Source organism: Bradyrhizobium sp. (assembly GCF_049512235.1).
Lineage (GTDB): Bacteria > Pseudomonadota > Alphaproteobacteria > Rhizobiales > Xanthobacteraceae > Bradyrhizobium.
Genome location: NZ_JBEKXH010000154.1, coordinates 1 through 13,309, shown reverse-complemented (window position 1 = coordinate 13,309; position 13,309 = coordinate 1). Strand labels below are relative to the sequence as shown.

The 13,309-nt window shown below is 63.4% G+C and carries 7 protein-coding genes; 6 read left to right on the top strand and 1 reads right to left on the bottom strand.

What is annotated here, in order from left to right; all coding sequences use genetic code 11:
• On the top strand, positions 1 to 911 hold a 911-nt coding region (locus tag ABSG20_RS16015; RefSeq protein WP_423865486.1), incomplete at its 5' end, for a putative zinc-binding metallopeptidase.
• Positions 908 to 1,933 (top strand): D-alanine--D-alanine ligase family protein, encoded by a 1,026-nt coding sequence (locus tag ABSG20_RS16010; protein WP_423865485.1) that lies wholly within the window; start codon positions 908 to 910, stop codon positions 1,931 to 1,933. The genes ABSG20_RS16015 and ABSG20_RS16010, both read left to right, overlap by 4 nt.
• 23 nt (positions 1,934 to 1,956) lie before the next feature.
• On the opposite strand, the gene ABSG20_RS16005 is transcribed toward ABSG20_RS16010, so the two are convergent.
• Complete coding sequence (locus ABSG20_RS16005) at positions 1,957 to 3,102, bottom strand: serine hydrolase domain-containing protein (protein ID WP_423865484.1); 1,146 nt, start codon at positions 3,100 to 3,102, stop codon at positions 1,957 to 1,959.
• 600 nt (positions 3,103 to 3,702) lie between these two features.
• Here ABSG20_RS16005 and ABSG20_RS16000 point away from each other — a divergent pair.
• From ABSG20_RS16000 to ABSG20_RS15985, 4 genes are all read left to right on the top strand, one after another.
• Positions 3,703 to 5,127 carry a TAXI family TRAP transporter solute-binding subunit gene (locus tag ABSG20_RS16000; RefSeq protein WP_423865483.1) on the top strand — a complete coding sequence of 475 codons (1,425 nt, stop codon included), beginning with the start codon at positions 3,703 to 3,705 and terminating at the stop codon, positions 5,125 to 5,127.
• Positions 5,128 to 5,869: 742 nt separating this feature from the next.
• Complete coding sequence (locus tag ABSG20_RS15995) at positions 5,870 to 9,235, top strand: beta strand repeat-containing protein (RefSeq protein ID WP_423865482.1); 3,366 nt, start codon at positions 5,870 to 5,872, stop codon at positions 9,233 to 9,235.
• A gap of 267 nt (positions 9,236 to 9,502) precedes the next feature.
• The gene (locus ABSG20_RS15990) at positions 9,503 to 11,695 is read left to right on the top strand and encodes a type I secretion system permease/ATPase (RefSeq protein WP_423865481.1); all 2,193 of its coding nucleotides are present in this window, start codon (positions 9,503 to 9,505) and stop codon (positions 11,693 to 11,695) included.
• Positions 11,696 to 11,698: 3 nt separating this feature from the next.
• The gene (locus tag ABSG20_RS15985) at positions 11,699 to 13,216 is read left to right on the top strand and encodes an HlyD family type I secretion periplasmic adaptor subunit (protein WP_423865480.1); all 1,518 of its coding nucleotides are present in this window, start codon (positions 11,699 to 11,701) and stop codon (positions 13,214 to 13,216) included.
• Positions 13,217 to 13,309: the final 93 nt, after the last annotated feature.

Below are 13,309 nucleotides of genomic sequence, written 5' to 3'. Positions count from 1 at the left end.
TTTATGAAGAGCTCGAAGAGCGCGACATCCGGCTGCGGCCACATACATGGATATCGAGCGAATGGTTCAGTCCGGCGGATGTGCCCGGTATTGCCATCCCATTCTATCTCACCCATCCCCGCCTGATGAAGATCGAGAAGAAAATGATGCTCGACGTCGAGGGCGGCACCTGGTCCGAATGCATGGCCATCCTCCGCCATGAGGCAGGCCATGCCGTCCAGCACGGCTATCAGCTGCAGCGCCGCCGGCGCTGGCAGCAGCTGTTCGGCCGGTCCTCAAAACACTACCCGCGTTACTACCGGCCCAATCCGGCCAGCCGGCAATATGTCCAGCATCTTCGGCTCTGGTACGCGCAGAGCCATCCGGACGAGGATTTCGCCGAAACCTTCGCGGTATGGCTGCGGCCGCGTTCGAACTGGCGGATGCGCTATGCCGGCTGGCCAGCGCTGAACAAGCTCGAATATATCGCCGAACTGATGGAGGAGATCGCCGGGAAGCGGCCGCTGGTCACGACGCGGGAGCGTGTCGATCCGCTACATGAACTCAGCCAGACACTGGGCGACCACTATAGAAAGAAGCAGGCGTTCTATGCCTTCAGGCCACCGAAGACTTACGACCGCGACCTCTCCCGGCTCTTTTCCGCCGATCCACGGCACCGCCACAGGCCGTCGGCTTCTGCATTCATCCGGCGGCACCGCGCCCACATCAGGCAGCTGGTTGCGCGGTGGACGGGCGAGAACCAGCTTACGCTTGATGCTGTCCTTGACGACATGATCTTCCGTTGCCGGGAGCTCGATCTGCGCGCGGTCGGCTCCGATCGGAAGCTTGTGGCTGACTTCACCGTGCTGTTGACCGCCAAAACCATGCACGCGCTGTTCGGTCCTTCGCGGCGAAAATGGATCGCGCTATGAGACGCCTGCGCGTTCTGGTGCTGATGCATCCGGACTTCGTACCCCCGGACTCCACCGACGGATACACGGCGCGGCAAATCAACGAATGGAAAACAGAATACGACGTCGTGAGCACCTTGCGTGTGGCCGGCCATGATGTTCGCCCGCTCGGTGCGCAGGAGGAAATCAAGCCGGTGCGCGAGGAGATCGAAAGTTTCAAGCCGCACGTGGTATTCACGTTGCTGGAGCAGTTTCACAACGAGCCCACCTATGACCAGCACGTCGCAAGCTATCTCGAATTGATGCAGGTCCCGTATACCGGGTGTAACCCGCGTGGTCTGATCTTGGCGCGCGGCAAGGATCTGTCCAAGACATTGGTGCACCATCGCCGGGTCGCGGTGCCGGCCTTCGCCGTATTCCCGATGCGCCGAAAGGTCAAACGCCCGGCGCGTCTTGCGCTGCCGTTGATCGTCAAGAGCCTGAACGAGGATGGATCCCGGGGTATCTCGCAGGCATCCGTCGTCGATACGGACGAGAAACTCGCAGAGCGCGTCGCCTTTGTCCACGAGCGGATCGGAACCGCCGCGATCGCCGAGCAATATATCGAGGGACGTGAGCTTTATGTCGGCGTGCTCGGCAACAATCGGTTGCGAGTGTTGCCGGTTTGGGAATTGGAATTCGGTACCATGGGCGGCCAGGCCATAGCCACCGAGAAGGTCAAACACGATCCCGGTTATCAGGAGCGCGTGGGAATTGTAGATGGGCCGGCCAAGAACCTTGCGCCGGAGGTAGGCGCCCGCATTCAGCGAACAGCGAAACGCATCTACCGAACACTGGGGCTCGATGGATACGCGCGCATCGACTTTCGCCTCTCGGCCGACGGCACCCTGTATTTCATTGAGGCGAACCCCAATCCCGAAATCGCGAAGAGCCAGGAGTTCGCTACAGCGGCCCAGCATGACGGACTCGATTACCCGGGCCTGCTACATCGCATTCTGGCGCTCGGAATAAGCCGGGCAAACGCCGGCGCATCCGTAGGCTGAGACAGGTAAAATCAACTTTTCCATCACGGGCGAACCGCAACGGCCCTCAATACATATTGATTGAGGATTGTCATCGGCACCGGGCCTTGGAGCCGGCTGCTGTAGAGGCCCGCGTTAACCACGACCACGAGATCCAGCGACGGCACGATGAACACACGTTGCCCGCCGAGGCCCACCGCAGCCACCCACGGGACCTCCGTCTTGTCGGCGAGCGATCGGCCGAGCCAGAAGAAATAGCCGTAGAAAAACGAAGTGAAGCCCGAGACATTGATCTGCGGAGCCGTGGCTGCCTCGATCCACGACGCCGGCACCACCTGCGTGCCGTTCCAGGCACCGTGCTGCAGCACGAGCTGACCGATTTTGGCGAGGTCGCGTGGCCGCAGGCGCAGAGCGCCGGCGGCGATGGGGTCGCCCTGCGCGTTTCGGGGCCACTCCACATCAGCGATCCCAAGCGGCGCGAAGAGCAGCGTGCTTGCCAATTCGTCGACCGACTTGCCGGTCGCCTTCTTCAGCACGGCGCCGATCAACTCTGTCGATCCCGAATTGTAATTCCAAACCTGCCCTGGCGGCGCGACGACCGCTTGCTGCAGCGCGTAACGGTAAGGGTCGGCGGCGTTGTCCATGCGATTTTCGCTGTTCGCCTCGCTTGTGTACGGCGTGTCGTCCTCGTGCCACTCCAACCCGCCTGACATGGTGACAAGATCGCGCAACGTGATCCGATCTTTCTCTGGCGTCCGTAGATCTGCATAATCGGGAAAGAAAGAAAGTACGGGCTCGTCGAGGCTTTTGATCAGCCCGCGGTCGATTGCGATCCCGAGCACGAGGGCGACGATGCTCTTTGTCGCCGACCGCTCGTCGTGCTTGATCTCCGGGCCGAATGCGACCTCGCCCACCGGTCGGCCCCAGTGCTCGTCCGCTCCGGAGAAATAGTGCTCGAAGACAAGGGTGCCGTGCCGCACCACGAGCACGGCATGCACATTGCTCTGCTTCCAATCGTCGAGCCACTTCACCATCTCGCAGAGGGTCGCGCTAGCGAGCCCGACGCTGTTGGGGGCGGCTACTTGCCAGTGGTCCCCGCCTGCGCTCGGCATGCCGCAATCGGTCTGCGCCTGGGCGAGCTTCGGCAGTACCGCAATTCCGATGCAAATGATCAACACCAGAAGGCGCATATTTTGCTCCTGCAGAAACCGAGATTTATTCCAGTAATCGGATGAACCTCCGAAGATTGCCCCATCTCGGCATCCCTGCCAAGGCAAGTAGATAAGAGGCTAAGGGCCGGACCTAGCCGTGCCTCGGCGCGCTCACCGCAAAGCAGGCGATCGGGTGAATTGAATGTCTCGTTGTTGGCACATCACGAAATTCTGCCGCAACGCAAACTTCGGTCGCTATCGGTTTAATCACGAACGTGGCTCGCGTCATGAGGGTGGGCTGAGCTTGCGTGTTGGAATCTGATGCGGCGAACGACGGCTCTACAGCGCCAACATCGCTGCTCTAAGACTACGCTGGTCCGGTTCCACCCTGAGCCCGGCGGTGGTACGACCAGCCATGATGCCTGACCCCGACCCCATCGCGCTTCGTGCCACCGCTATCGGGGCATGGCGGGCACGGCCGGACCCGCTGTCGGCTCAATCCGGTCGCGATTGACCCAAAGCGGGCCGCCGGGTGGTAATGGGCTCTTGAAACCAGGCCGCTGCTCCGACGTTGTCCTTGGAAAAAACGTGGTAGTCCTGCCAGGCAGGAAGCGGCTTTGATCTCCAACTGGCAGCGCGATGTCCTCGTCCGACGGTACAAATGAAACCAGTGACGCAGCCCGCCGGCGGCGGAGAAGGAGCCATTCCTTACTGCTGGTCCTGGCTGTTGGATTTCTTGTTTTTGGCGCCGCCGCGGGCGCATTGTATTATGCGTTGCGACCGGTCACGCTTCGGATTGCCGTCGGACCGCCTGGAAGCGACGATCACAAGGTAATTCAGGCGATGGCCGAGGCTTTCGCCGGCGAAAGCAGGTGGGTGAGGCTGTCTCCGATCACGACCGACGGGGCGGCCGAGGCGCTGGCTTTGCTGGGTGCCGGCAAGGTCGACCTTGCAGTCGGTCGTGCCGATCTGGAGATGCCGGCCGACGCGGAGATCGTCGCCATCGTGCGCAAGAACTTCGTTGTGCTGTGGGCGCCTTCCAATGCTGGCAAGAGCTCCAAAAGAAAGCCGGCGGCGACAATCAAGGAAATCGCCGATCTCGCAGGGCACAAGGTCGGCGTGATCGGCCGGACGCCGGCGAACGCCGCGTTGCTGCGGGTCATCCTGAGCGCCGCCGGCGTGGAGGCGGACAAGGTCGCGGTGGCACACTTTGGCACCGAGCAGATCGAGGAGCTGGCGCGCGACCCGAGCCTCGATGCCTTCATGGCGGTCGGTCCGCTCGACAGCAAAATCACCTCCGACGCCATCGCCGCGACGGTTCGGGCACGCGGCGAGCCGACGTTTCTCGCGATCGATGCGTCGGAGGCCATTGCCCTGAAGTACCCGCGGTATGACTCCGACGAAATTCCACCCAGCGTCTTCGGTGCCAATCCGGCCTTGCCGGATGACAAGGTCGAGACGGTCAGCGTCGACCACCTGATCGTGACGCGGAAGGTCTTGTCCGAAACGACGGCAGCGGCATTTTACCGGCAGCTGTTCGCTCTCCGTCAGGCAATCGCCAGGCAAGTGCCAGGCGCGGCGCATATCACCAAGCCGGACACGGAGAAAGACGCCGGGCTTCCGGTAAACCGGGGAGCGGCAGCCGTCATCGATGGCACCGAACGCACCTTCCTCGACAGGTACGGCGACTACTTCTGGTTCGCGCTGCTGCTGCTCTCCGGGATCGGTTCGGCCGGCGCCTGGTTGCGTCAGTATTTCAATCGGGACGAACGGGAAGAAAATACCAGCCATCGCCATAGAATCCTGGCCTTGGTTTCCAGAGTGCGCACCGCGGAAACCAGCGAGGAATTGCTGGCGATGCAGCGCGAGGTCGACGCCATCATCGGTGAAACGCTCGAATGCTACGATGACGGCGCCATCGAGGAAGAGGAACTGGCGGCCTTTGGCCTGGTGCTCGAACTGTTCGATCACGCTATCGGCGAGCGGCGCGCGGCATTGCAAGCGGGCACCCTCGAACCGGCTCGCGTCGCGGCGGTAGGCAGCAGCCTGACGTCCCGACGCTGACGATAGCCGCGTCCGCGCCTTCCAGCTCGTAGGGCGGATCATGATTCGCCGTTATGATAGCCAAGATGGCGGGTTACGCCGGAGCCTGCCATCGGGCGCGCATTCGCGCGACCCGGTGGGCTCCAACCCACCCTGCGCCGCGCGATGGATTGCTTCGTCGCAAGGGCTCCTCGCAATGACGGTGGAAGATCGCCGGAAATCAGGCTTCGCGACGCGCGCGAGCGCGCGGCTCTCACGATGATGTAGTACCTGAGCATTCGGTAATCGATCGTTCGATCGATCCCTGGAATTAACGAATTAACCAACAAGGCGATCGATGCCGCTGCAATGGCCGGGCTTGGATTTTATTCAGTCCCATTTTGGCCCTACTTTGAAGGCTACACAGGTCCCATTGATGAAACACGAGCATTCAACGTCGGGCCGTTAACTATACGATGTCAAATTATTCTTTCCGTTGCCGAATACTGGGAGCGCCGCAGCAAGCCGTGCCTTTGCCGATGTGGCGCTAGAAGTCGCGCGGTTCCTGAATGCCGTCGCGTCGGCGCAGGCGCTGTTGCCTGGAACCAGATCGCCATCCATCGCCACCGCAATCCCTCTGCCAAAAAACTTTGCTGCCAGAGACCTGGCAGACATCGCCCCGCCGTGCGTTCGCCGCGACCCGCGCGATCCAGTTTATCGTTCCACTTTCTCGCATCTGGTTTCCCGTATCTGAACGTCTTTTGTACCCAGAAGGATTTGCTCGATGACCACCACCATCTACACCGTCGCCTCCGCGGCTGATCTGGCGGCCGACATCGCCGCCATCGATGCCGCATCGCAGGCGGGCACCGGCAGCGGCACGGCGTACGAGATCGATATCGCAGCCGGCGCGGCGCTCTCCGAGACCGCGGCGTTGCCCTCGATCGCCCTCAATGGCAGCGACACCCTGACCATCCAGGGCAATGGCGGGGTGCTCAACGGCAACGCCCAGGAGCCGGGCTTGGATGTTCTCTCGGGCGCGGTGACGATCGACAATCTGACCATCGAGAACGCGCTGACGTTGGGCAGCAACGATGGCGGCTTCGGCGTCGGCGGCGGCCTGTTCGTCGGCCGGAACACCACCGTGACCCTCAACAATGTCTCCTTCGCCAACGATGCCGTCACCGGCGGCACCGTCTATAATCCGAACGGCGGGGTTGCCTTGGGCGGCGACATTTTCGTGCAGCAGAATGGGACGCTGACGATCGAAGGCGGCGTCATCGGGGTTGGCACGGTCAGCGGCGGTGCGGCCGACGCGGGCGACGGCATCTACATTGAGAGCACCCAGGCGATCATGCTGGCGCCGGGAGCCGGCCAGGTCACGACCATCAATGGCGTCATCGCCGACGAACACAGCCTGGATGGTTCGATCAACGCCGGCACGCTGATCGTCGACGGCGCCGGGACCGTGCTGCTGAACCCCGAGATTTCGCCAACCAATACCGCGCCGACCGCCAACACCTTCGCCGGCGGCGTCAGGCTGCAATCCGGCACGCTGGAACTGGCCTCGGCTCAGGCCGCTGGAACGGGGACGATCGTTTTTGGCGCGCCTGCGACCGGCAATCCCTCTCCGGTTCTCAAACTCGATCCTGGCGCCTTCGGCAATGGCAGCCTCGCCAATGCCATCACCGGTTTCAATATCGGCGACACCATCGATCTGGCCGGGCTTTCGACCCAGTCCGTCGCCTATGTCAGCCAGACCCAAACGCTGACCGTGGGCGGCGAGACGATCAATCTATCCCTGCAAAGCAATCTGGCCGCCGCGAACCTGAGTTTCGTAACCTCCTCCGACGGCCATGGCGGCACCGACGTGATGCTCAACGTCGCGCCGCCGACAGTGACCATCAGCAGCCCAGCGGAATCCAGCACAGTCGCCAGCCAGACCATTGCCGGATCGGTCACCTCAAGCAGCGGCGCCATCGTCGTCGGCCAAATCCTGACCCTGACCGACAACGGCGTCACCCTCGGCACCACCCAGGTCGCCTCCAACGGCTCGTTCACCACCACCGTGACGCTGCCAAACCAGGGCAGCAACAGCATCATAGCCTCGCTCACCGACAGCTTTGGCAACACCGGCAGCAGCGCCCCGGTCATCGATCAGCTCGGTGGTGTCGCCCCTGCTATCGCCGGCACCGTCGCCGGCCAGACAACGATGTCGGAAGCTGCCGTCAAGCCGTTCGCCAAAGTCACGATCGCGGATCCGAATAATGGCGCTACCGACACGCTCACGATCACGCTTGGCGGCACCGGCGGCAAGTTGACAGGGACGGGTCTATCGGGTTCCGGGTCGAGCTATACGCTGTCCGGCACCGCCGCGACCATAACCTCGGAACTCGATGCGTTGAACTTCACGCCCACCGCCGGTCAGGCCAACACGAGCTCGACCACGACATTCACGCTCAGCGCCCGGAGCACGGCCTATGCGACTGCGACGGCAAATTCGACCACCACGGTCACCGACAGCGATGCCGCCATCGCCCCGACCATTACCGGCATGGTCGCCGGCCAGCTGATGGGCGATCAGAAGACCATCGACCCGTTCGCCCGTGTCGTGGTCACCGATCCGAACGCGTCTTCGTCCGATACCGTCATTGTCCTCATCAACGGCGGCGGCACGCTGTCGGGCACCGGCGTGAACTACGCCGGCGCGACCGGGCATTATACCGTCAGCGGGGCGAGCCTTGCTGCGCTCAATGCCAACATGCAGGCTGCCGTCTACACGCCTGTGGCCTCGACCAAGGCGCAGCAGGTGAGCTTCCAGATCGCCGATGATGCCAATCTCGCCGCCGGCAGCCCCGGCGCAGGAATGATCGCCTCCGCGACCAACAGCGTCACGACCCTCACCGTCGATCCGGGCCCGGCGGCCGGCAAAGTCACCGACACGCTGCAGGTGGGTACCAGCGTCAACCTGACCAGCGCGGTGCTCGCGGCCGCGACCGCGGGCATCAAGGGCGATACGCTCTCGATCACGGCGGTCAACGGCAACGCGGCGTTGGGAAGTTTCGCGCTCGTCAACGGTCAGCTGATCTATGCGGCCTCAACCGGCGCGCTGTCGCACATCGCGGCGAACGGCAGCCAGGCGGATACGCTCGGCTACACCATCGCGGACCAGTATGGCGACACGGTCAACGGCACCGTGAACATCACGGTCACCAATCCGGCCGATGTCATCAATGGCGGTCCGTTCGGGTTCGCCACGACCCAGGGCACGGCCGGCACCGACATCATCAACACCTACGGCTTCTTCAACACCATCTACGCCAAGGGCGGCAATGATGTCATCAATGCCGGACAAGGCAACGCCACCGTCTCCACCGGATCCGGCGACGTGGCGACCAATCTCGCGGGCTTCTTCAACACGGTTTCGGGCGGCGACGGCTGGAACACGGTGAAGGGCTCGCAGGGCAACACCAGCGTGACGCTGGGCAATGGCAACGACACCATCATCGCCGCCGGTTTCAGCAACCAGATCAGCTTGGGATCGGGTACCAATTCGATCTCGGGCGGGCAGGGGCTGGAGACCATCGTGGCCGGCGCCGGCAACAACACCATCGTCGCCGCCGGTTACAGCAACCAGATCAGCTTGGGATCGGGTACCAATTCGATCTCGGGCGGACAAGGGCTGGAGACCATCGTGGTGGGCGCCGGCACCGATGCGATCGCGATCGGCGGTTTCAACAACAACGTGACGCTGAACGGGTCGCACGCCAATGTTGGGGGCGGCCAGGGCAACGACACGATCAGCGTCAACGGCGGCAGCGACAATCTGTCATTTGGCGGCTGGTCGGATACGGCCGCGATCAACGGTGTCGCCGCGGTCAATATCAGCGATCTCGGGGCGGCCCTGACGATGAAGATCGGCTCATCGACCCAGACCGACACCATCACCGGCTTCGGCAGCAGCGATCCCTCCGGCGTGGTCGATCTGCTCAACGGCGCCGGCGGCTATGCCTCGACCGCACAGATCCTCAGCAACCTGCATAGCGACGGCCACGGCGGCACCCTGCTGGCGCTGGGATCGCAAGGCTCGATCGACTTCGCCGGCACCGCCCAGTCGCAACTGCACGCGTCAAGTTTCCGGATCGGCTAGATCGGTTAGCGCATGGTCAGCGTTTTGCGTTTACCAGTCGCGTTAAAGCTCTTTTGGAGTTTGGTTTGCGCTTCGCAACATGATCTGGGATGAAGTTTGAAAGGCGCAGCTCCGGCATCGTCACCGGTATTTCCGCATCCAGCGGATCGCTTCGGTCAATGACAGTGCGGCGGATTTCGCCGCGAATTCTGGAGCGCATTTGACAGAGTATCAGGGCGCGCCGTTGGACCCTTTTTGGCGCGCCTCAGCTCGCCTGTGCGGGTCTTGATGACGGCGGCAATAAGGACCGGGGCCCCGATCAAAGGCGGGTGGGACAGTTCGGCTGCGGTTGATTCCGGCCTGACCGCGCTGTGCGGCATCGCCTCCTATTACCGGATCGCCGCCGATCCCTTTGCGCTCGCACGCGAACTGGCGCTAACCGGTCCGGCCGATGCACGCGACGTCAGTCGCGCGGCAGGCCTTGCCGGGCTCAGGGCCCGGATCGTCGAAAATCCTTCGGCAAACCGCCTCGCCCAGATACCGGTTCCGGCGATCGTCAAGCTGTGCGAAGGCAGTTTTGTCATATTCGGCGGCCAGACAGCCTCCGGCGGCTACCGCATCATCGACCCGGTGACGCGGGTCGATCTCGAACTCGCCTTCGGCGAACTCTGCGACGCAATCGAGCCGATGGTTATTCTGGTGCAGCGGCGGACCATGCGCGCGGGCACCGACCCCAAGAACTTCGGCTTCCGCTGGTTCCTGCCGTCGATCTGGCGCTACCGGCGTCCGCTGCTGCACGTCCTGGTCGCCTCGCTGTTCATCCAGATGTTCGCGCTGATCACGCCGCTGTTCTTCCAGATCGTCGTCGACAAGGTGCTGGCGCATAAATCCTATTCAACCCTGTTCGTGCTGGTCGGCGGCATCGCCGCGATCGGGCTGTTCGATGTGGTGCTGCAATATCTGCGGACCTATGCGCTGTCGCATACCACCAATCGCATCGACGTCGAGCTCGGCCAGCGCCTGTTCGGCCATCTGCTCCGGCTGCCGCTGAACTATTTCGAGACCAGGCCGGCGGGCCAGACCGTGGCGCGAATGCGCGAACTGGAGACGATCCGCAGTTTTCTCACCGGCCAGGGCCTGTTCTCGGCGCTCGATCTCGTGTTCACCGGGCTGTTCTTCGCCGTGCTGTGGATCTATTCGGCATCGCTGACGCTGATCGTCCTGGCGACGATCCCGGCCTATGTCTTTATTGCCTGGATCGTGCGGACGCCGCTGCGGGAACAGATCAACGAGAAATTCAACCGCGGCGCCATCAGCCAGCAGTTCCTGGTCGAGACCGTCGTGGGCATCCAGACGATCAAGGCTTCCGCCGTCGAGCCGACCATGCGGGCGCAGTGGGAAGAGCGCCTGGCGGCTTATGTCCGCACCACCTTCCGTGCCACACTGACAGGGGCCGCAGGACAATCGGCGATCCAGTACGTCTCGAAACTCTCGACCGCGCTCTTGCTGTTGTTCGGCGCCAAGGCCGTCATCGACGGGGATCTCACGGTCGGCGAACTCATTGCCTTCAACATGATCGCCGGACAAGTGGCGCAGCCGGTGCTCCGGCTGTCGCAGTTCTGGCAGGATTTCCAGCAGGTGCAGATCTCGATCGAGCGTCTTGGCGACATCCTCAACGCGCCGGTCGAACCTGCCCCCGCCGGCATCGAAGTCGCGCCGCGGCCGCAAGGCGCCATCGCGCTCAAACATGTCTCCTTCAGCTACAAGCCGGGCGGTCAAGAGGTGTTGAAGGACGTGACCCTTGGCATCCGTGCCGGCGAAGTCCTCGGCATCGTCGGTCCGTCCGGCTCGGGCAAGTCGACGCTGACAAAACTGATCCAGCGGCTCTATAGTCCAAGCGAAGGCGAGGTCCTGATCGACGGCGCCAACCTCGCCCATGTCGATCCCGCCTGGCTGCGGCGCCACACCGGCGTGGTGCTGCAGGACAGCCTGCTGTTCAACCGCACGATCCACGACAATATCGCGCTCGCCAATCCGGCGATGTTGCGGGCCGAGGTGATCGCCTCGGCGCGGCTGGCCGGAGCCGACCAATTCATCGGGACGCTGCCGCAAGGCTACGACACCATGATCGAGGAGCGTGGCGCCAATCTCTCCGGCGGTCAGCGCCAGCGCATCGCCATCGCCCGGGCATTGGCGACAGACCCGCCGATCCTCATTTTCGACGAGGCCACCTCGGCGCTCGACTACGAGAGCGAACAGGTGATCCAGACCAACATGCGGCAGATCGCGCGTGGCCGGACGGTGATCATCATCGCCCACCGGCTTGCCGCCGTCCGCCACTGCGACCGCATCATCGGGATGGTCGATGGGCGGCTGGTCGAAGCCGGCAATCACGAGCAGCTGCTGCGGCAGCCGAACGGCCTCTACGCCCGGCTATGGGCCCTGCAGTCGGGCGCGCTCCCAAGTCCGGCCGAGGCGTGAGCGATGAATGCGCCGGTACGATTCCCGCGACGGGAGACGCCGCAGCCGCGGCGCGAACAAGCCGCGCCGATGCGCGAGGCCACCGCGGCGCGATCGCTGGAGACGGCGAAGCCGCGGCGCCGCCATCGCGCCGACGCGAATTTCCTGCCGGCAGCACTTGAGATCCTGGAAAGCCCACCCTCGCCGGTCGGCATCTCCCTGCTCTGGGTGATCGTGCTGCTCGCAGCCGGCGCACTCGCCTGGGCCTATTTCGGCCGCATCGACATCATCGCGACGGCGCAAGGCAAGATCCAGCCGACCGGGCGGGTCAAGGTGATCCAACCCGTCGAAGCCGGTCGGATCGCGGAGTTGCAGGTTCAGGATGGCCAGCATGTCGAGAAGGGTCAGGTGCTTGCTGTCCTTGCCAGCGATACCGCCGATGCCGATGTCGAGGAGATGAATGCAGGCTACATGGCGTCGATGGCCGAGGTCGCCCGCCGCCGCGCCGCACGGGTCATTGTCGCCTCCAGGGAGATCAACCCGGCGCCAACGATCGACTGGCCGGCCGACATCCCCGACTTCATCAAGGCGCGGGAAGCCAATGTCCTTTCGTCCGATCTGGCGCAGCTGGAGGCTGACGTGGCCTCGCTCAAGGCCCAGCGGGACCAGAAAAGCCGCGAACGCGAACGCTATGGGTCGAGCGCCGCGGCGATCCGGACACTGGTCGGCACGCTGCAGGAGCGGGTCAATGCCCGCGCCGTTCTGTCGTCGAACGGATCCGGCTCGAAAGCCGACCTCATCAACGCGTTGGAATCCTTGCAGACGCAGCAGGCGGCATTGGCCACTTCGGTCGGCCAGATGGCGGAGAGCGAAGCCGCGGTCGAGGTGGCGACAAGCAGCATCGAAAGCAGTTACCGCAGCTTTGCCAACACCAACGAGCAAAAGCTGGCCGAAGCCGAGCGGCTGGTCGATCAGCTCCGGCAGCGGCTGACCAAGGCTCGCATGCACCAGCGCAGCCTGACGCTGGTCAGCCCGATCGAGGGCACGGTGAGCGCGTTGTCGATCTCCGCGGTCGGCCAGGTGGTTACCGCCGGCGAGGAGATCATGCGCGTGGTGCCACAGGACCACGGGCTGGAAATCGTCACCTATATTCCCAACCGTGACGTGGGTTTTGTGCGGCCCGGACAAGAGGCCATGGTGCGGATCGAATCGCTGCCTTTCACGCGCTATGGCACCATCACGGCCCATTTGACCCATCTGGCCGGCGACGCCATCCCCGCGCCCGATGCCAGCCAGCAGGAGGGCAACCCCGCGCTCAGCCCGAAAGACCATGGCTTTGCCGGCGGCGAACGTGTCCAGAACCTGGTGTTCGCCGCGACCCTGAAGCCGGACATGACGCACCTGATCGCCGATGGCGTCGAAATCCCGCTCTCATCCGGAATGGCGGTTACCGTTGAGATCAAGACCGGCAGCCGCAGGATCCTGGAATATCTGTTCTCGCCGCTGGTCGAGGTTGCGGCAAAGGCCCTGAAGGAACGGTGACGCTTCAGCGGCTAGCGCGGCGATTCCATGAAACCAATCAGTTCCAGGCTCTCGGTCCTCTTCCTCCCCTCCCCCCACGCGCATCGCGCGTGG